This window comes from Methanosarcina sp. 2.H.A.1B.4, assembly GCF_000979385.1.
Classification (GTDB): domain Archaea; phylum Halobacteriota; class Methanosarcinia; order Methanosarcinales; family Methanosarcinaceae; genus Methanosarcina.
Genome location: NZ_JJOV01000093.1, coordinates 26,960 through 46,744, shown reverse-complemented (window position 1 = coordinate 46,744; position 19,785 = coordinate 26,960). Strand labels below are relative to the sequence as shown.

General features: G+C 41.4%; 24 protein-coding genes. 13 read left to right on the top strand and 11 right to left on the bottom strand.

The features are described from left to right. Window positions 1-113: 113 nt before the first annotated feature. The 6 genes from EO92_RS16075 (at window position 114) to dapB (ending at window position 5,253) form a co-directional block, all read left to right on the top strand. Window positions 114-1,097 carry a hypothetical protein gene (locus EO92_RS16075; RefSeq protein WP_048173187.1) on the top strand — a complete coding sequence of 328 codons (984 nt, stop codon included), beginning with the start codon at window positions 114-116 and terminating at the stop codon, window positions 1,095-1,097. 116 nt (window positions 1,098-1,213) lie between these two features. Continuing rightward, window positions 1,214-1,978 carry a heparan-alpha-glucosaminide N-acetyltransferase gene (locus tag EO92_RS16070; protein ID WP_048173184.1) on the top strand — a complete coding sequence of 255 codons (765 nt, stop codon included), beginning with the start codon at window positions 1,214-1,216 and terminating at the stop codon, window positions 1,976-1,978. Window positions 1,979-2,419: 441 nt separating this feature from the next. Then, entirely contained in the window at window positions 2,420-2,737 is a 318-nt protein-coding gene (locus tag EO92_RS16065; RefSeq protein WP_048131257.1) for a hypothetical protein, read from the top strand. 599 nt (window positions 2,738-3,336) lie between these two features. Then, window positions 3,337-3,531, top strand: coding sequence for a 30S ribosomal protein S17e (locus tag EO92_RS16060; RefSeq protein WP_048131258.1), 195 nt, complete (start codon window positions 3,337-3,339; stop codon window positions 3,529-3,531). Between the two features lie 58 nt (window positions 3,532-3,589). Then, window positions 3,590-4,465: a 4-hydroxy-tetrahydrodipicolinate synthase gene (gene dapA, locus EO92_RS16055; RefSeq protein ID WP_048131259.1), complete on the top strand. Its 876-nt coding sequence runs from the start codon at window positions 3,590-3,592 to the stop codon at window positions 4,463-4,465. Beyond that, window positions 4,462-5,253 carry a 4-hydroxy-tetrahydrodipicolinate reductase gene (gene dapB / locus EO92_RS16050; protein ID WP_048173183.1) on the top strand — a complete coding sequence of 264 codons (792 nt, stop codon included), beginning with the start codon at window positions 4,462-4,464 and terminating at the stop codon, window positions 5,251-5,253. The genes dapA and dapB overlap by 4 nt, the downstream gene beginning before the upstream one ends. 295 nt (window positions 5,254-5,548) lie before the next feature. Here dapB and EO92_RS16850 read toward each other — a convergent pair whose 3' ends face one another. The 4 genes from EO92_RS16850 to EO92_RS16030 form a co-directional block, all read right to left on the bottom strand. Next, complete coding sequence (locus EO92_RS16850) at window positions 5,549-6,028, bottom strand: hypothetical protein (RefSeq protein WP_052734386.1); 480 nt, start codon at window positions 6,026-6,028, stop codon at window positions 5,549-5,551. Window positions 6,029-6,146: 118 nt separating this feature from the next. Continuing rightward, window positions 6,147-6,563 carry a hypothetical protein gene (locus tag EO92_RS16040; protein ID WP_048131261.1) on the bottom strand — a complete coding sequence of 139 codons (417 nt, stop codon included), beginning with the start codon at window positions 6,561-6,563 and terminating at the stop codon, window positions 6,147-6,149. Window positions 6,564-6,612: 49 nt separating this feature from the next. Beyond that, the gene (locus tag EO92_RS16035) at window positions 6,613-7,236 is read right to left on the bottom strand and encodes a hypothetical protein (protein WP_048173180.1); all 624 of its coding nucleotides are present in this window, start codon (window positions 7,234-7,236) and stop codon (window positions 6,613-6,615) included. A 50-nt stretch (window positions 7,237-7,286) separates the two neighbouring features. Beyond that, on the bottom strand, window positions 7,287-7,604 hold the full coding sequence (locus EO92_RS16030) for a transcriptional regulator (protein ID WP_235283377.1): 318 nt from the start codon (window positions 7,602-7,604) through the stop codon (window positions 7,287-7,289). A gap of 325 nt (window positions 7,605-7,929) precedes the next feature. Here EO92_RS16030 and EO92_RS16025 point away from each other — a divergent pair, with 325 nt between their 5' ends. Genes EO92_RS16025 through EO92_RS16005 form a run of 5 tightly spaced genes read left to right on the top strand, consistent with a single transcriptional unit; the run spans window position 7,930 to window position 11,204 of the window. Further along, complete coding sequence (locus tag EO92_RS16025; protein WP_048173175.1) at window positions 7,930-8,385, top strand: hypothetical protein; 456 nt, start codon at window positions 7,930-7,932, stop codon at window positions 8,383-8,385. A 34-nt stretch (window positions 8,386-8,419) separates the two neighbouring features. Further along, a complete protein-coding gene (locus EO92_RS16020) occupies window positions 8,420-9,112 on the top strand; it encodes a DUF1673 family protein (RefSeq protein ID WP_048173172.1) in 693 nt (230 codons plus the stop codon). After that, window positions 9,109-9,726: a DUF1673 domain-containing protein gene (locus tag EO92_RS16015; RefSeq protein WP_048173169.1), complete on the top strand. Its 618-nt coding sequence runs from the start codon at window positions 9,109-9,111 to the stop codon at window positions 9,724-9,726. Before EO92_RS16020 ends, EO92_RS16015 begins: the two co-directional genes overlap by 4 nt. Continuing rightward, window positions 9,727-10,446 (top strand): DUF1673 family protein, encoded by a 720-nt coding sequence (locus tag EO92_RS16010; protein WP_048173167.1) that lies wholly within the window; start codon window positions 9,727-9,729, stop codon window positions 10,444-10,446. A gap of 11 nt (window positions 10,447-10,457) precedes the next feature. Further along, window positions 10,458-11,204, top strand: coding sequence for a DUF1673 family protein (locus EO92_RS16005; protein WP_048173164.1), 747 nt, complete (start codon window positions 10,458-10,460; stop codon window positions 11,202-11,204). A gap of 80 nt (window positions 11,205-11,284) precedes the next feature. Here the strand turns inward: EO92_RS16005 and EO92_RS16000 are convergent, their stop codons facing one another. After that, on the bottom strand, window positions 11,285-11,758 hold the full coding sequence (locus tag EO92_RS16000; RefSeq protein ID WP_048173161.1) for a DUF5788 family protein: 474 nt from the start codon (window positions 11,756-11,758) through the stop codon (window positions 11,285-11,287). 634 nt (window positions 11,759-12,392) lie between these two features. On the opposite strand from EO92_RS16000, the gene EO92_RS15995 reads away from it, so the two are divergent. Continuing rightward, on the top strand, window positions 12,393-12,890 hold the full coding sequence (locus EO92_RS15995; protein WP_048173158.1) for a hypothetical protein: 498 nt from the start codon (window positions 12,393-12,395) through the stop codon (window positions 12,888-12,890). Between the two features lie 205 nt (window positions 12,891-13,095). On the opposite strand, the gene pyrI is transcribed toward EO92_RS15995, so the two are convergent. The 5 genes from pyrI to EO92_RS18690 form a co-directional block, all read right to left on the bottom strand. After that, complete coding sequence (pyrI, locus tag EO92_RS15990; protein ID WP_048173156.1) at window positions 13,096-13,566, bottom strand: aspartate carbamoyltransferase regulatory subunit; 471 nt, start codon at window positions 13,564-13,566, stop codon at window positions 13,096-13,098. Beyond that, window positions 13,563-14,489, bottom strand: coding sequence for an aspartate carbamoyltransferase (pyrB, locus tag EO92_RS15985; protein ID WP_048173154.1), 927 nt, complete (start codon window positions 14,487-14,489; stop codon window positions 13,563-13,565). The genes pyrI and pyrB overlap by 4 nt, the downstream gene beginning before the upstream one ends. A 104-nt stretch (window positions 14,490-14,593) precedes the next feature. Next, window positions 14,594-15,073 (bottom strand): DUF5788 family protein, encoded by a 480-nt coding sequence (locus tag EO92_RS15980; protein ID WP_048162376.1) that lies wholly within the window; start codon window positions 15,071-15,073, stop codon window positions 14,594-14,596. Between the two features lie 185 nt (window positions 15,074-15,258). Then, complete coding sequence (locus EO92_RS15975; RefSeq protein WP_048173152.1) at window positions 15,259-16,359, bottom strand: RNA-guided endonuclease TnpB family protein; 1,101 nt, start codon at window positions 16,357-16,359, stop codon at window positions 15,259-15,261. Window positions 16,360-16,457: 98 nt separating this feature from the next. Further along, entirely contained in the window at window positions 16,458-16,613 is a 156-nt protein-coding gene (locus tag EO92_RS18690) for a hypothetical protein (RefSeq protein WP_235283376.1), read from the bottom strand. Window positions 16,614-16,683: 70 nt separating this feature from the next. On the opposite strand from EO92_RS18690, the gene EO92_RS15970 reads away from it, so the two are divergent. Next, window positions 16,684-18,777, top strand: coding sequence for a carboxypeptidase regulatory-like domain-containing protein (locus EO92_RS15970; protein ID WP_048173195.1), 2,094 nt, complete (start codon window positions 16,684-16,686; stop codon window positions 18,775-18,777). Between the two features lie 343 nt (window positions 18,778-19,120). On the opposite strand, the gene EO92_RS15965 is transcribed toward EO92_RS15970, so the two are convergent. Then, window positions 19,121-19,618: an inorganic diphosphatase gene (locus tag EO92_RS15965; RefSeq protein ID WP_048173149.1), complete on the bottom strand. Its 498-nt coding sequence runs from the start codon at window positions 19,616-19,618 to the stop codon at window positions 19,121-19,123. Window positions 19,619-19,785: the final 167 nt, after the last annotated feature.

The following is a 19,785-nucleotide window of genomic DNA, read 5'->3' as shown; positions in this document are numbered from 1 at the left end:
AATAAGTTTGCAGAATCAATAACAGCAGAACGTGAGGAAGTTGACGCTTATATCCCACGAAGCTGAAGACTTCGGGGTTTTACGCTCCTTCCCATAAATACGGAAGAAAAACTATGAAGCCTCTCATGCTCAAACCTAACAGAGCAGGACTGAAGCCCCTGTTTTGTGTACTCATTATACTAATCCTGTTTTTTGGGGCTACAGCCTCTCCTGCAACTGCAAAGGTAACAGGCTGGGAAGTAAGCCCTGAGAACCCGAAAATCGGGGATACTCTTATAATCAGCGGACTTGCCACTCCTGAAGAAGAAGTGGAGGTTTCGGTTTCCTTTGAAAAGACAGTGCCTGTATACCTGAGAGAATACACCTACGAGTTCGAAAACATTGAAATCCTTAATTTTAATAACCTCTTTACTGTAAGAGCAGAAGGGGTGGAGAACCTTAAAGTTAAAATGAAAATGGTTATCTCAAAGACAGAGAGCGCCTGGGCAGATGGCGGGATAGCTACCGTGTCCCATTCCGGGGTTTCTCCGGGAGAGTATAGAGTCAGGGTAGACGGTATAGCAGAAGATGGAGCTTCAGGTGTTAACCTGAAGGTCACAACAGTTCAAAAACTGAACGCCGGAAAAGACGGAAAGTTTAGCTACAGGTACAGTACCGGATCGGTTCCTTCAGGAAAACTTGAAATCAAATTGGGGAATTCGGAAAGGGAAATTATCTTTGACGCAAAAGGAAACGTCCCTGTCTTGCAGGCTCCTCCGGCTTCTTCTCAGATCCGGGCATCCGGAGAGCCTGAGGAGAGAAAAAACTCCGAAATGGCACTTGCAGGCAAGGAATCCACAGATACGGAACTAACAGACAGAGAAAATGAAGAAAAACGCAGTATTTACCTGACTGAAAGTTCGTGGGATGAAGATAATACTATAGCTGCAACTGCTGGAGAGGTCCCTTCAAAAGAATCAGTAAAAGAATCAGCAAAAGAATCAGCAAAAGAACAGGAAATTCAAGAGCATGAGAATCAGGTCATCGATTACTTCTATTTGCTTGCCGGTATCTTAGCAGGATTTGGGGTTTTACTGGTGGGCAGGATGAAAAAGTAAAGAGTGTTGACCTCTTTATTCCCTGTGTCCCGTAGAGTATATAAGTGTGGTTCTCTTAAAAGGGAGTCGAAAGTTATTTAGTAACAGGATTTCAGGGCATTTCGGAGAAAAAGTTTATGGGAAGGCACTCAAACCGCTTCTGGGAAATTGATTGCCTGCGGGGTTTTGCCGTTATTTTAATGCTCGGATATCATTTTCTCTATGACCTCGATTTTTTCGGGCTTGCTGATATTGAGTTAAGGTCCGGCACTTTTTTATATATAGGTAGAGGTGCAGCATTCCTTTTTATCCTGATATCCGGAGCCGCTCTTTCCATAAGCCATTCAAGAGGTCTTGATAATGGAGCCTCAGGAAAGCCTGCGGAAAATTTTACAAAATACCTTAAAAGAGGGTTGAGACTTTTTGCAATGGGAATGATAATTACAGGGATAACCTGGATTTTTTTTCCGGGACAGTATATTCTCTTTGGGATCCTGCACTTTTTCGGAGTCTCAGCAGTGCTTGCCTACCCGTTCCTGAAGTACGGAAAAGAAAACCTGTTCTTTGGCCTGTTTTTTGGCATTATAGGGCTCTACCTCAGAGACAGGACTTTCGGGTTTTCTGCTCTTATCTGGTTGGGCTTCAGGCCGGAAGGCTTCATAACCCTGGACTATTTCCCTCTGTTCCCCTGGTTTGGGGTACTTCTTACAGGAATTTTCCTTGGAAACTCTCTCTATAAAGGTGGAAATAGGCGGTTTAGAGTCCCGGAAGCCGAGAATTTCTTGCTTCAGAAACTCATTTCCTGGATCGGAAAACATTCCCTGTTCATATATTTTATCCACCAGCCTCTCTTCCTCGGGCTTTTGCTCCTGAGCGGGCTCCTTGACCCGGGAATGATCTAAATATTTGCTACCTGCCTGTTTCCTCCGCGAAAAACTGCTTTTTCGTCTGCTTTTTTGGCGCAAAGAGAATTGACAGAAAGAACTAAACCTGCTGGTTTTATATATTATATAGAGTACCTGATTTTGCATTATTATCCGGTATTTAATATTACCATCTGTAGTATTTAATATTACCATCTGTAACTACTCAACGATAATATTTTCACATAACCAGGTAATGTTTTCACATAACAAAGCAATATTGTCGTATAACCGGGAAATATTTTCACATATAAAATTATCCACGTATTGCAATACGAGAAACCGTACTGAAATACTAATCTTGCACTGTCCCCTGAAAAATCATCAGCGCGATTTACCCATGTATATACGGTTGAACTCTTGAGAATCAACCTGTAAGGAATAAAAAAGTGCGAAACCACAAAGAAAATGGAGAAAAGAATGTATCTGGAAATTGCAATGCTTGCCTATTTTGTAGCCCTCTTCCTGACAATTAGAGATATTCGGATTTTTAAAAGAACGGGGTATTTTTCCTACAGGAAAGGTGCTCTCAGGGGGCTTGCAGCTTCTTCCCTGATCCTCTTAGGGGCAATCAGCATTGAGATAAAGCCGGATCTTGGTCTGCTTATTGTTTTACTCGGGCTTATTGTCAACCGCAAAGGGGTAAGAGAACCGGTTTTTACGAGTGCAGGAACACTTGATCGCTTTCTTGGAAAGACTGATTATGTAAAGAGCAACAAGTTAAAAAGAAGAGATTAAAAAACAGGAATAAACAAAAACTGAAGGGTGAGAAGGGACAGGTAGAAATATAGTCCTCACGGTAGAAATTAACACTTTACAAACTGATGTGGATGTATTTATCGTCACGTACCAAAATTTCTCTACTTACTCTTAAATATAAAGTGAACCACGGAAAACACGTAATAAAGGAAGTACGGGCACAAGCGTTAAGTGCTTTCCGCGTCTTCCGTGATTATAGCGTCAGGAGAGGGGTTTTCCCTGACTTTCTGTGTTTTCCGCGCCTATCAAACCTTCGAGTGACTTAAGTGTATATTTACATCAGAAACTATGGCAGAAGAAAAAACATTTACAGAAAAGGTAGGGACATTCCCGAAAATACTTTTTCACCCCAAAACTTATAAATCTCAAGTTACCTATTAGTCGACAAAATCAGTATAGTTAAATTTTTGAATCCAGTTTCCGCTAAATCATTAATCGGAGATAGAAGAAAACCCATGTTATGGAACTGCTTCCTTCTCCGACTTCACGTTAACCAGAATTCACAGGGAAACATGGTTAGACAAACCACAAAAACTTGAATAACTGGAATAAAAAACAAAAATCTAAGAGGAGATACGATGGGAAATATAAGACAGACAAACATCAAAAGAACTGCATTTAGCCTGCTTGAAAACTACGGAGACGTTTTTACAAAGGACTTTGAGACCAACAAACTCCTTGTGACAAAGTATACAACCATTGAGAGCAAAATAATCAGAAACAGGGTTGCTGGCTACGTCACAAGAAAAGTTGCACGCATGAAAGTTTACTGAATAAGTTTACTGAATAGATAAAGAACTTATTTCCAGGGAACAGGCAGGGATATCGTATATGTTTGAAGGAGCAATGCCTGCCCTGATCACTCCTTTTACGAAAGACGACAGGATTGACAGGGAAGGTCTACGAAGGAATATAGCGTTTGTAGAAGAGGGAGGGGTTTCAGGAATCGTGCCCTGTGGCACAACCGGAGAATCGGCAACCCTTTCCGCTTTGGAGCATGAAGAAGTAATCAACATTGCAGTGGAGTGCGCAAAGGTTCCTGTGATTGCAGGAACAGGTTCAAACAACACGGGAGAAGCCCTCCAGTTTACAAAACATGCCGCAGATGCGGGTGTTGATGGCGTACTTCTGATCTCTCCCTATTACAATAAGCCTAATCCTGCAGGCCTGCTTGCTCACTTCAAGAAAATTGCAGAGGCAGTAGATATCCCTATGATCCTCTACAATGTCCCCTCCCGGACAGGGCAGGACATGCCTGTGGATGTTATCACCAAACTTGCAAAGGTAGAAAACATCGTGGGAATCAAAGAAGCCAGCGGGAACGTCGGCAAAGTTTCCCAGATCCTTGAGCAGACTATAGATGACGATTTCGTGGTGCTCTCAGGCGAGGACGGGCTGACTCTTCCGATTATTTCCATGGGAGGCAGCGGAGTCATTTCAGTTGTTGCAAATATTGTGCCTGACAAAATGTCGGGAATGGTAAATGCAGCCCTCAGGGGAGACTACGAGACTGCAAGAAAGATCCATTTCGAGATAGCCCCTCTAATACGTGCCCTTTTCCTTGAAACAAACCCGATTCCGGCTAAGAAAGCTGCAGAACTTATCGGGCTCGCAAGCGGGCACCTGAGGCTTCCACTCGCTCCCATAAGCGACGACAACCAGTTAAAGCTTGCAAATGAGCTCAGAAAACTGGGGGTAATGGAATGATTAATGTAGCAGTACTCGGAGCCTGCGGCAGGATGGGCTCCTTAATTATAGAAAACATTACCTGCTCCACCAACATGCAGCTAGTTGCTGCTTTTGATGTGGGCAACATCGGAAAGGATGCAGGGGAATTTGCTCATGTGGGCAACCTGGGAATCCAGATTTCAGATGTTAAAGACCTCGAAACAGTCCTGAAAAAGACTCAGGCTGATGTCCTTATCGACTTTACTATAGCCGGTGCAACCATTGTAAATGCGCCTGTTGCCGCAGGATGCGGAGTAAACCTTATAATAGGAACTACGGGCCTGACTCCGGAACAACGGACAGTAATTGATGAAGCTATCCGGAAAAACAAGGTACGTGCAGTCATATCTCCGAATTATTCCGTAGGAGTTAACGTCTTTTTCAAGCTCCTTAGAGAAGCTGCAAAGTATCTTGAAGACTACGATATAGAGATTATCGAAGCTCACCACAACCAGAAAAAAGACGCTCCAAGCGGGACCGCTCTTCGCGCAGCTGATGTGATCAGTGAGGCTCTGGGTGGCAAAGAGTACGTATACGGAAGGGAAGGTATAGCCCCCCGCGGCAAGGAAATCGGAATCCACGCCGTGCGTGGAGGAGACATCACCGGAGACCATACCGTACTTTTCGTAGGAAACTCCGAAAGGATTGAGATCCGGCATATGGCTCATTCCCGCCAGATCTTTGCCAAAGGTGCAGTCCGTGCAGCCGAATGGGTCTGCGGGCAAACCCCCGGAATTTATAATATGGACGACGTGCTCGGGCTTTAATCAACAAGCCTGAAATCAATAGTTTTGAATAAACCGGTTCGGGCTCTGTAATAAATATCTGGCAGGCCCGAGTCCAAAGCTTTTTTTACTTTTTTCGACACCTTCTTTTTGTATTGAGCCTGCGAGCAAGACCTTCCAATAAAACCTCATTCCTTTCAAAGATGTGACACGGACTCCTGAAAGAAAAATTCAAGCTAAAACCAGGATCTGATGAACCGGAAAGGGAACCGGGGCAAAAACAAATAGAACTCATTCTTTGCTGAAAATCAATCCAGAACTGAGGTTTTCGATCCTGTCAGCAACAATAACATTCCCTTTTACCCCGATTTTTTTTTCCAGGGCGCCATTTCCCGGTAATTATAAGCCTTTCACCTTTCGAAGCCAGGCAGACCCCGTGATACAGAACAACTGCCGATACTCCGTCATATTCCATGGAAAACAGACTCCAATACCTGCTAAAAACTCCTCCGAGCACAAACCCGAAGGGTATCCCAAAGAAGATAGATGGCTTTTCATAAACTTTTGAGTCGCTAAAAGCCTCTGATTCAACTCCACACACCCCGGATTCCCTGCCCTCACTTTTCCAGGAAAAGGCCAGAGGATCCGTAAAAACGAAAATAAAGAGAAGAAAAACCGATATTAGAACAATTATTCCCGCAGCTATAATTCCCCAGAGGAGCTGGGCTTTAAAATAGGAGTAAATAAGGATACACAGGATAAGTACAGCCAGAGCTGCAGAAGCGGCGATAAAATGAGCAAGTTCTTTTTTGTCCAATATCATCCCTCCAAATCTAACAACAGTTTATTTGGCATGAAAGTACTTAAAATATTTTTATTGTTTGTGCCTGTTATTTGAAGAATACCATGTTTATTTTCCTATTAGCTCCCTTAATTCAAACAGATATCTCTCCTATAGAAATTGGCTGGCCTTCTGCATAATCAGCATAGAGTTCCACTTCAACAGTGTTCCAGGGCTGAACATTCGTACTGTATGTTTCCGTAGACATGTTGTCAAGAGTGAATTTGAAAGTATAATCCACGATTTCAAACCCCGGAACCCGGAACCTGAAGGGTTTGGGATGATAAACTTCCTCTCCTGCTGCAAGTTCATATGTTTCATCAAGCACGGAATTATTTTCCGAGTCATAGATTTCTACCCTGAGTTCATGCCCTTCGTTGTCATGGTTCCTGACAGTAAAAAGTGGAGTCGGTGGCCCGGCAATGAGATAGGGGACGACCACAAACAGTAACATGAATATCAATACCAGAAGGGAAATTCCGAGCATTAGTTTTCTTCTAAAACTTCTCATAATGATTTCACCTGATTGCTGTGACTGCATCTCAATTACTGAATTTCAATTACTGAATCTCAATGACGGCCTCAGAGCTAACTGAAATTGTCATAGGCACATCTGAAGCGCTGGATTCTTCAAGCGGTCTGCTCCCTGTAGAAGCATCAGATTTTGAAAGAGAGGATTTGTTTTCGGCTTTCACGAAAATACTGACGTTATTCGAGCTGATCTGCCCTATCCAGTAGGGTTTTGTGATATCTTCCCCTCCAGAAGTGTAATACTCTGCAAAAAGAGTATATTCTCCCGGGGGAAGAGTCCAGCAGTTTGAATCCTGGTTTATCTTCAGGGACTCTCCCGGCTGAAGTTCCACAAGGGCATCATCCATTAGCAACTCCCTTTGAATCACCCCGCATTCATAAGGTACATAAGAGCCGTTCGAACTCACAAAAGTAATATCATAACTGATCTGTTCCATCAATTTCCACACGTTTACATTTGTATTTCCTGCGTTTGTCAGGGTAAGCTCAATATTGAAGGGTTCTCCTTCAGTAACCCGGGTTCTATCGGGTACAAGCGTAAAATCCAATTCTTCTGCTTGAGTTTCCGAGTTTTTAACATCAAGACACCCTGAGCAAAGAATCAAAAAGAAAAAAACTGAACTGATCAAAGAAACTCTTTTATTTAGTTTCATGTCTACCCTTCCCGGCCAACCCTCACACCCCATAGGGATTTAAAGAGCGATCAGTCCCTGCCAAAGCAGAAATCTTCCTCCTTACACCGAAGGAGCAGCTCAAGGACTGAACCCCTGCTGGCATCCCTGCTGCCGGGGACAAGGACTATAATTTTTTCAACAGGCTCATAGATCTTTATTTTTCTGCCCCTCTGGCTCCATTTTACCTCTGAAACCCGTATCATACCTACAGCGATAAGGGAGTCGAGATTATATTTGAGAGTGCTTAAGCCCAAACCGAGCTTTTCTGCAAGTTCACCTGCTGACAGACCCCTGGTTTCCAGAAGCTTCAGGATTTTTATTGAATTTGCATTGGAGAGAGCCTTCATTAGTTTCCGGGAATTTTCCGAAAGAAACAAAACTTCTAAACTTTGTTCTGAATAATCCTCCTTCTGCATATCAAACCCTCATTCCATCTTCAGCTTCTAACTTAGATTAGCGTGAAACCTAATTTAATTATTATACTATTCAAAAAATATTCCTGCTTGAAAACAAATTTTGACCTTATTCCATATAGATTTTCCGGCCAGATCATCAAACTATTCTTGAGAAAACTTTGGGATTCCCACAATCTGGTAAAAATATTCAGAACCGGAACTCCAAAAATTTAAGAAGATAGAAAACTATAAATAGTCAACATCCAGATGTTTACTTATGTTCCTTCCGGCAGGTGAAAAACAGTTTGAATTCTGGGTCCTGCGCCGAAACGGGCTCCCGAATATCAATATAGCAAAGCGTTTCGGGGTCTCAAGACAAGCGATATCAAGAGCCCTCCTCAGTATGGATAAACGCATTGAAGAATCCCTGCTTGAGATGGCCAGAGCAAACAGAATAGAAGTAGAAAAGCTGGACTCAAAGAAAGGGATTCTCTTCGGGAGATCAGTTCCTTTCAAGACCAGCGCAATAGTCTTTGTCTCAGTAAAACATGGAATGCAGGTCTGGTACGAACATGAAGGGGAATGCGGGTCTTGCGAAAGGTACAGGGAATGTATCGAACTCCTCTGGGACTTTGCAGAAGAAATGCAACTCAAACTCCAGAGTTCGGAAGACCCCACAAAAATAGCTGACGAATTATTTGGAAAATTAAAAGAATTGGTGGAGCAGGCCTGACGTAAAGCGGGGGAAATGGGGGAAAGAATAGACAATGAATGTATTATTAAAGAATGTAAGGAAACTGATGGGATGGTGCCCGAATGTGGGTGCTATGGAAGCCAGAAAAGCAGTGCAATTCGATGACCTGATGGTAAGTGTGTCCGGTAGTGCTGGAGAATCAACCCGCACCACTCCAGGACGGTGGAACAAATATCGCAACAGGATTCTATTGAACTCACTAATTCTCACGCTGCTGGCTATTGGCTTTTTTATTTCAGATGGGAAAAACAGATTGGACGTATTTATGATGGGTATAATCTCAGGTTTGGTGTTCAGTCTATTTACAGGGGTAATTGAATGGCGCAGACTCAACAAAGCTGCTGCCAGAGGATTCAGAAGGTTGCAGGTAACCAGGAAGCAGATCTTAGTTAACTATCTGATTATAATTGGACTCATATTCATTGTTATCTTCATCATCAGTTATTTCGCTGTAAAGACTGGCAGCACCATTAGAGAGATCTATGCATTTGCCTCAGGTTTCATTTTAATTGTCTGGACCCAGTACTTTGAAGTGGTTTACTGGGAACGGAAAAAGAAGAAGACATTGGTTGTAGAGAAAGCATCTTTTTACGCGGTAGATGCTGAAGCTGGGGGAAGCAGAGGAGAATTTGTACGAAAAGTGAAGGCGGGTTCAGGACAATATATTCCCGGGAAATATGCTGAGGGAAAGAGGGAATCGGAATGATCGGGACAGAAGAATTCATCAAAAGGCTTACAGGCTGGTGCCCCTATGCAAAAGCCCCTGATACCCGAAATTCCGTCCTTCCGGAATATTTTAGTGCGAATACGCGGGCCGGAGGCAGAGATTCCGGAGACCCGGAAAATCCCGGTTGGACCCGGAAACTTAGCAGCAGGATCCTCCTGGTTGATTCTTTTCTTACACTTGCATATCTCCTTGTAATGGCCCAGTTGGGTGTAAATATAGCGGTATTCTTTGCCGGTTTTTTCATTTCCGTAACTTTTTTCGTTTCTGGCTGGAAGAAACAGATGCACAGGTACGACACCCTCGCACAAAAACCATTTCTCGATTATTCCGGCAAGAAAAACCTGTATAGGAGACTGTTCCGGATAATAACTCTAATTTTTTATGCCGCACTTTTTTGCTGGATTTTTGCGGGAGGTCCGCAAAGGGATTTTCTCATGAAAGGGACCCTGTCCTTCTTTGCAGGCGGGCTTGTATCCCTGTGGTTTTGCTATCTCCAGATACTCTACTGGGAGCGGAAAAACCACAAAACGATCTATCTCAACAAAAGCTTTGGAAAGTGGAAAAGCTCGTATATCATCAGGGAGGAAAGATAAATGGCTTCCAGACCTGTTGTTTTCGACCAAGTCAAAAAGCTAATGGGCTGGTGCCCGGCTTGTAAGAAAATGGCACAGCAAACAAAACAACCCTTCGATTTTGCAAATGTGACCCCAATTTCCGGAAAAACAGGAAATATCCCGGAGTTCCGGACATCAAATGTAATTTTTCCTGCAAATTCAAATCTGGTTTTTGTACTTTTTTATATAAGCATCAGCCTGCTTCTGAGATATCCGGACGACATTACACTCTTCCTGGCAGGTATCTTCCTGCTTAACACCTGTTACTACTTTCTATATCTCAAAACTCTCGAGGCAGCAGTTCTGGTAGACAAATTCGGGGTACACCTGCATACCTTCAGATTGAAGAAATTTGAAATTCCTTATGAAGAGATTGAAAGTGTGTCTTCATACAGGCTTGAAAAACGTTCAAAGAAAATGTCCCTGCTTCTAGTAATTGGAGGAATTGCCCTTTGTGGATTCTTTGTTTACATCGCTGTTGCAGAAGGAGAATGGAAGCCACTTCTGCTATTGATCTCCCTGTTTCCCCTCCTACTGTTTATGGAGAAGAAACAAAAAACCCGGTTATTGGATATGAATACGCAGCTGTATATTAAAACAAGACACAAAAAATGGTATGAATGGACTCCTTACTATTCCTTAGTCACGGATGAAGCCTCAGCTAAAGAACTTAAATCTTTTATTGAAAGGCATTTGTGAAGGCGTATGAAATGGCTTTTATCGAATCTATCCGAAAAATGATGGGCTGGTGCCCGATGAAAAACTCCTTCGGGAAAGGAAGGCGGGAAGACTGCTTTTCTGGCTTTAAATTGGAAAATGGGAGCCAGACAGTACCCTCTCCCGTGAATCTGCACGGAAGTAGAATTCCTAAGGTGCGGGTTAGCCTCTTTGATGGGAGGTGGGTATTATGGGCATTAATAATCACTCTTTTCACAATAATAATATCATTGTTTTTCTGGACATGTATTCCTGAAGGCTCTTACTTAGTCATATTTTCAGGCCTTATTATGTTCCTTATGCCTCTCATGTTATTTCTTAACCGTCCAAATACTGCTTCAGTAATTCCCGGAAAAATCATTATCAAAAAACCTATGCATAAGTTAACCGTGATCAAAAAAGAGGACATTAAACAAATCTCAGTAACAAGGACAGGAAATCCTTTTATTTGCTGGCTGATGCGTTTACTTTACGTTATCTGGATACCACTTTACTTTAAAAAAGAGATAATGACAACTTTGTACGATCTGAAAATGCCATTTCCAGATTACATTGAACTAAGTCTATTTCTAAGCCATCTCGCAGTACTAGCAATGTTACTTGTAATGCTTTACAATAGCGAACTCATGGCACCTTATCAACGAGCCATTAAAGTAACCACAAACTCAAACCTGAGAATCTGGTTGTATACCAAAGAACCTGAAGAACTTACAACGATCCTCAGAAACGAGAAGGAATAAGAAAAGAGAGGAAAAAGAGGAATTATTCTGAAATTGTGATTCCCTGGAGACTAATTACCTGGAAAATAGAAACAAACTCATTATTTCAGGCTTTTTAAGAGTTGTTGAAAGCCCTTTTCATCCACAACCCTCTGGGTATTGAGCATTTTCTTAAATTCATCGACGCCTTTTTCCCCGCCTTTCCCCTCAAGCTTATCCTTCAGCTCCATTGCCGCCCGCAAAAGCCCGGCTGCCTCTTCATAAAGAGCTTCTGCCTCTGCCTTTGTAAGTTCTTCTGTTTCCAGCAGTTCTTCATCTGCTTTTGCCCTTTCCTTCAGTTTCGGAATAAGAGTCCTGATTTTGACAGCTTCGTCGGGATTGAGGGGTTCTTTTTCCCCCAGTTCCCGGACCATATCCCGCAGCCTGTACTCCTCACCCTCAATCTCCACGCTTTCAGGGATTTTCTTCCCGGCCCAGACAAAGTCGCTCCTGAGGCTCCAGAGGAGTTTGTTACGCTCCTGAGAACCAAGATATTCTGATTCGGTTTTGTTTGTGTTTATCTCATCTTTCAGCATAACCTCTTTCCCTCAAATCCAGACATACTTTTATGATTTATCCGCCCGGGCTCTTATTCTTTTCCATTCCTGCCCGGAAAACCGTTTTAATCTACATTGAAAGTGTAAGAGTAAACTGTGAAAATCTACTGAACTGGCATCCGGAAAAGGACTTATCTTACCCAGAGAGAATACCGGAAGACCTCAGATTTATCGTATTTTCAAGCCAATTTTTCAAGCCAGTTATACTGCACTTGGATTTGTCCATATTAATTTTTTTACTTAATTTCCGTTTATCAGCATTAATTTTTTATCCACATATATAAAATAGATTGAAGAGTTTATTGTCCAGTTATTATCTATTCCTCTTTTTTGTTTTAAAAAACAGCTGCATTATGCCTTTAAAGAGAAGAACAGATGATTCTTTTCATAGCAGCCATATAAGTAATTAGATTAGTCCATTTAAACAGATGTATTAATTATATACAGACAAGTGTTAAATATTTAAGAGAATTATTATCTATGGGGGGAATTTAGACTAACTAGTAGTCAGATAAGGAGCCTGGGGAAGAGGTCGAAGTATTGAATATAATATTTCCTTTTCTGATTCTAGAAGATTATTTTTCCTCCTAAATAGAGAATGAGGTGAAAAAACATGAGGTATTTGACAAAAATATTAGTACTGGCAGCCTGCCTGATCGCATTGAGTGGGGTTGCAGCAGCCTGTACATGTGGGACTAACGAATGTAAAAGCCCTGGTTACTGGAAAAATCATGCAGATTCATGGTCTAAAGTTTTTTGCCTGAATGAGAAGGGTGTTTTTATTGAGAAAGATTGGTATCCAGTAGATAAAGCAGTAGACTATATGTCTGAGCCTGTAAAAGGAGACAAAACCTACACCCTATTCAAGGCCGTTGTGGCCGCTAAATTAAATGTGCGTAATGGATGCTGTGAAGATAAACAGATCGAATCAACAATAAGCAATGCCTCTAAATGGCTTTATGAGCACAAAGTTGGCAGTGGAGTTAGAGCGAACAGTGAAGCATGGCAAGGCTGGTATGACCAGTGCGGACAGTGGCATGAAGGAGGAGAATACTACTACGAGATACTGGACGCCTATAACAATGGACGTTACACATGTTCTAGCTGCTGATTTAGCGAAATCAAAGTTGCAACAAGCCAATTTATTAATCCTTTATCCCACCGGGCAACCGGTGGGAATTTCAAGATAAAAAGAGATCCATATTCCTCGGCAGGAGTACCGCCCTGCTGAGGACTTCCTCTTGCTGAAAAGTGCTGAAGAACATCTGGCTTTCCTGATGATCAGCACTTCTTCTTTTCACGGCTTTTTTAAAGGATCAAAGCAGATTTTCCGCAATCTCTTCGGAAATTACGTGTTCACAATATAGACAGTGAAGGGAAACTCCTTCTTCTTCGGACTGAAGCACTAAAAATTTGGATTTTATGGGTTCGCTGCTGTTAGAGATACATTTTGGATTCGTACAGCGGACAACGCCTTCCACATAAGAAGGAAGCACGACATCATTTTTCTGAACCACTTCAAAATCCCTTATGATATTAATGGTAGCTTTAGGAGAGATAAGGGCTATTCTGTTAAGTTCCTCAACACTGAGTTCCTTTCCCTCGATCTTAACAACGTCTTTTTTGCCTCGCGCCCCGGGAGCGTTCATCACAAAACTGATAGTTTCCCGAAAAGCACTGGAAATTCCCAGGATGCGCAGAACGTTTAGAGCCTGTCCAGCCTTTACGTGGTCGATCACAGTCCCGTTTTCGATTGCCTGAATCTTCAGGTCCCTTTTTTCATTCACTCAATCACCCCCATTGCAAGAGCAAGCAGTGCCATACGGATTGGAACTCCATAGAAAGCCTGCTCGAAATAGCGTGCATGGGGGGTTTCATCCACCTCAGGAGAGATCTCATTGACTCTCGGGAGAGGATGAAGGATCTTAAGGTCAGGGTCTGCAGCTTTTAAAAGATCGCCTGTAACCCTCAGACTGTTTTTAACCTTTTCATATTCATCAGGATCAGGAAAACGCTCCCGTTGAACTCTTGTCATATACAGGACATCGACATCCCCTATTATATCCTCAAGAGAATCAGTTTCCTTTACACGGATCTTTTGCTTCCGAAGACTCCGGACAATTTCAGGGGGCATCCTGAGTTCCGGGGGTGAAACAAAGGTCATTTCGGCCCCATAAAGGGACAGGGCATGGCAAAGGGAATGGACGGTCCTCCCGTATTTAAGGTCTCCTGCCATGGCGATTTTCAGGCCTTCAAGATGGCTTTCCCTGCGGATTGTGTAGAGGTCAAGAAAAGTCTGGGTAGGGTGATGAACAGAACCATCCCCTCCGTTGATCACAGGGACAGTCGCGAACTCCGCAGCCATCTGTGCCGACCCATCAAGGGGATGACGCAGCACGATAAGGTCAGCATATTTACTGATCACGCGGATAGTATCAGCAAGGTTTTCCCCTTTCATGACAGAGCTTGCCTCAACTGAGCCCAGATTCAGGACCTGTCCTCCAAGCCTTCGGGTAGCAACCTCAAAAGACAGCCTTGTTCTTGTGCTTGGTTCAAAAAAAAGAAGAGAAACAATTTTTCCATCCAGCAGCCGGGACCTTTCCTCGCCCCTGGCAACAGGTTCAAGTTTTTCGGCGGTATCCAGAACATAGTTGATTTCTTCCCGCGAAAAATCTTTCATTGAGATGACGTGTCGGTTCTTAAATGGCATCGAGTTTTCATAAATGATTCCCAGAGATATAACCTTTGCTCCGAAAATATTTCAGGTTAGCGCTGCAACAATTAAGCATCGCCTGGCACATCGGTTATGCCATTTTACTTTGACACATTCTTTATGAATTCAAGCCAGAGCCTGGCATCCTTAACCCTCTGGTTGACAAATTGCTCCTGGAAGCGTTTTGAACTCTCTTTAAGAGCCCCACTTTCAATTTCTTTAAGATCCATTATCGCACGCAATAAGCCTGCAGTCTCGTGGTAGAGAGACTTTGCCTGTTCCTGTGTAAGGGGTTTCTCTTCGAGCTCCTTTTCGTCCTTTTGTTCTTTTGCCGAAATAATATCGATACATTTATCTATTCCGGCTTTTTCGCTTGCCGTGAGGTTTTCTTTCTGAATCAGTTCCCATACATAGTTATGAAGCGGGTATGTTTCTCCTTCAAATTCCACATAATCCGGAATATGCTGCCCGACCCAGAAGAGACGGGAATGTAGAGCTGATAAAAGCTGTCTGCGTTCCTCATCAGTGATATATTTTTGAGAAAAGTCGTCTTCATCATCTGTTTTAAGGCTCTTTTCCATAAACTATCCCCAAACTAGATTGTTCTCCCTGATAAAAAAATTTTGTGAGAACTATTTAGTGACGAGTTTTCGGCTGCGAATGTGAAACTGCAAAAACCTGACCATTACAGGAAAAGTGTCCGGAATGAAAAGCAATATAGATAGTCAATGACTCGCCATTAAAATGGCAAGCATGTGAATAGCGGTTAAACCGTTTCCACGTTTGGCTGATTGACATGCAGCCTACTCAAGCAAGATATACCCGCTTGAGCAATGTTACGAGAGGCATTAAGGTCACTATGCATATCAAAACCACAAGCTTTACAATGGTAAGAACTACCTTTCCTGTTACTCTTACGGAGATCTCCACATTTGGAGCATTTCTGAGAAGAGTATCTGGGATCAATGTAGATAACAGCCTTACCAAGAGCTTCTGCTTTGTATTCCAGGAACTGAGCAAGCTGATAAAAACTCCAATTGTTGAGTTTTCGAGTAAACTCTTTTCCCTTTCTGGATTGGACTCTTATACTTGTCAGGTCTTCGAGTGCAAAGACGTCATGAGACATGTTAACTATGGTTTTCGAAATGCAGTGATTTACGTCAGTCACAAACCGTCTTTCTTTTCTGCTAATCTTCCTGAGAAGACGTTTAGCAGACTTAGTGCCTTTGGACTGCAATTTATGTCTGAGAAAAGCATATTTAGCTCTGACATTTTTAATTTGTTTTCCGTTAAAAAAAACATTGTTAGAGCAAACGGCAATGTTCACGATACCCCTATCAATTCCGAGAACTTTGTTTCCAGAACGTTCAGGAGATTCTTTTCTAAAAATAATATGCAAGAAAAAAGCATCTTTCCTGTTATCGTATTTCAAAGTAGAACTCCTAACTTCCCAATTAACATACTCTTGATAATATTTAGGAATATTGAAAGTTGCTTTGATTCTTCCATTTATAGTAGCAATGCTTACGCGTCCATGTTTCAGATGGTAAGTAATTACTCTCTGATTATACCTGATAGCAGCAAAAGGCTTTGCAGTTGGAAGATTTTTAAGTTTAACTCCTTTAAGAGCTTCGCAAGCAACATCTCTAGCTCCCTGAACAAGAGAGGAAGGAAGTTCTGGATGCCTTTCTCGAATATCGTTATAGGTAGCGTGATGGATAGATACCTTACTATTGGTTTTATGTTCAAAACCATAGACAGCGACTTCGTTAAACACAGTGTTAAAAAGAATAATTGTTTTCTTGAGGGTAGGTTTATCTTCCTCAGAAACACCAAGTTTAAGTTTAATCGTTCTATCCACATTCATATATTACACACGATACATTATATAGTTAACAGAGGTGTAAAAAGCAGGTATTGGGTGTTGACGCATTCCTCCCGCAGCTAAAGCAACGGGTATCCTGCTTATTTTATCATGAATACTAAAATTCTTTTTATTTCTTTCCTTTTATTTATCTGTTTTTTTTCAGCCAATTGCTCTGGTGCAATTATCAATGTAGGCCCAGGAACTTCCTTTAGCCCTGCAGGCTCAGACGACCAGAATATTATTAACGCTGCCATACAATCAGCGAATTCAGGTGACACTGTACAGCTTGCATCGACCACGTTTCACATAAGTTCACCCATAATCATGAAATCAGGGGTAACCCTTAATGGAAATGGGATTGGTGCAACTGTGATCTATTGTGACAATCCGAGCTCTAATTTTGCAACTCAAAATATAATTAACTGTAATGGTATTTCTGATATTGTAATTTCAAATTTCTTAATTGATGGCGGTTGGGGATCTTTAAGTAAAATGCATGCGGCAAGCAACAAGTATAGGGAATATGAAAAAGGAGTTTATTTATCTGGCTGTTCAAATGCAGTTATTCACGACTTAAAAATGCAATACAGTATGGGTGACTTTATTTTCTGTAAAAAAAATACCAGCAATGTTCAAGTTTATAATACAGTGTGTAAACCCGGCCATGACAGTTTTGATGCGTGGTCTGCCGGTGATGGAATTACAATATTCAATAACTGCTGGGGCACTTTTATAAATTCTTGCATTAAAATTCATAATACGAAAAACGTTCAAATTTACAGGAATACTTTCTACACTGATACCGGTTCTGGTAATGCTGGGGTAGAAGTAATGGGAGGGGAAGTAACAGGCCTTAATATTTATGATAATACATTTGCAACACTTCAATTAAATACAATATATCACGACTCAGCTGATGGTGCCTGTTCAGGCAGAGGTACTGTTTCAAATAATATATTCTATAACAGCCCTGGATATTATGGAATTAGTGGTATGGATATTGCATCAACCGGCAATATTGTAACCAGCTCCTATTCAAGCTCCAGTGGTACAAAAGATAATGGGTATGTTGCAGACAATGGTACAAGAAATTTACCTGTTTACAATGGTTCTGTAGTACCTTCTGTTACTTTTCCAGCTAAAGGCAGTACAATTTCAACTGTCAACGGATATGTAAGTATAAGCTGGACATATTTGAATGCAACAAGTTATTTTATCAATGTATATAACAGTACATCACAATTCGATTCATCTCATTTAATATATAGTCTTAACACTTCACAAACATCTGTAAATGTACCAATAAGCTACACGGGATCGTTTGCTATAAAAATCGGTGCACATGATGACGTTCATAATTCATGGGTATACAACAGTCCTGTAAGTTTGTTCACAGTAAGTGGCAAAAAATCAGCTACAGTTTATCCCGGTGCATATGGATATTTAACAGATTCAACTACAGGCCAACCTGTTCAGAGTGCTGTAATAAAAATATCAAATAATACGTGGAGTTTGACTCAAATTACTGATGTTGACGGGCTTTACCAGTTCACTGTGAACAGTGGAAAAGGCACGTACTGTTTAACTGCTTCAGCAACAGGCTATCTTAACAGTCCTGAATTACCAGTAAATATGACAGGTACGAACACAGAAATGAATTTAAAAATGGTTAAAGCCCCCGATTATTTAGAACCACACTATGTGAAGTTATATGTTTGTACTGATTCAAATGAGAAGGTCCCCGGATGTGAAGTTCAGATTTACACACCAAATAATGACTTAGATAATGAAAAACCGAATTTTTGTGCCTGGACAAATAATGACGGTAGAGCAAATTTCCATTTGACTCAAGGTGTCACATATAAAATTGTAACAATTACTTTAGATGGACAAAAGTACACCAGCACATTGACACCTGATCTAAATCAATATACTATTACAATACCACCTTCAGGGGACGCATCTGAAATACCTTCAGAGGACACCTCTGCAATACCTCCAATGCAGACTGTAATCAGTACAAATTGTACATATAAAATGATAAACAATACAGCAGCTTATATTAATGCAAGCTATTACGATTCTTCATCACAGTCCAGCAATCTAAATTTTGTACTGGGTACTATGAGTGATGGAAAAACGTTTGTACCCTCTGGAATCTCAGGTACTAATGACAATGTAAGTAACCCTATAGGAGTGGTAACTGACTCTTTTATAGTCACTAACTATTCTGGAAAAACGTACACGGTGAAAATTACTGCGCAATCTCAAACTTATGGTGCTGTATGTAAAACTGTTAATGTATCATTTCCAGACAGTAATGAACCGTATGTAGGGTCTACTTATATGGGTTCTTTCTGTGTTTTAATCTTAATTCTTGCAGGAATCATATTGTCAAAAACTCGTAAGGCACATTAATCATATGGGCCTTATTCTGGATTTTTCATTTTATGGACCAGTATGCTGGTGATTCGATCCCTAATTTAATGAGAAAGAAAGGCCTACCACATTTGGTTCGTCAATAACGGTGCATACGTCACAGATTCCAGCCTTCCCACGGCGGAGGTCCTGAATTCGAATCTCAGCGGGCATACTTTACTTTTTACAAATCTCACTACACTTTCCATTCCCGTTTTGCAAAATTGAGCGCCGCGAAATATCTCGAACCGCGCTCCGGAAGCGAAACCGGGTTCTGAATTTCAACGGGCTCGTAATGCTTATTTTGCAATTTAAGGAGAACAGCAACCCATCACTGCTTACATTATTTATTTTGCTCAATATATCGAGATTTAGCTTCCTGGAGTATATCGACTGCGGTTTTTAAATCTTTCCAGCCAATAACCTTTACTTGTTTGTCTTCTAAATTCTTATAAGTTTGAAAGAAGTGTGTGATTTCCTTTAGTAAGTGAGGGGGGACCTGGTCAATTGCTTCGATATGATTCCATAAAGGATCATTTTTTGGGACACAGAGTATTTTTTGATCTCTTCCTTTGTCGTCTTCCATGTCAAATAATGCAACAAGATGCACTTCTATTAAACAGCCTGGAAATGTAGGTTCCCATGTTAAAACCATAGCATCTAAAGGGTCACCATCAAGAGCTAGAGTATCGGGGAAAAAACCATAATCAGAAGGGTATACCATTGAAGAAAAAAGCATTCTGTCGTATTTAATCACTTTCTTTTCTTTATCGTACTCGTATTTGTTTCGGCTTCCTTTTGGAATCTCGATAAGCACACTTTCAACTTGACGTTCAGTCATACCAACACTTCCTAGTTATTAACAAACTGTTTTGGAATTATTGCAACTATAATGTGTTCTGACAGGTTATTAATATAAAACATTGAGGGGAAAAAATAGAACTGCCTGCAAACAAAAGTCATTTGCCTGATTTGAGCTATTTTGATTTTCACAAATCGACACAAAAC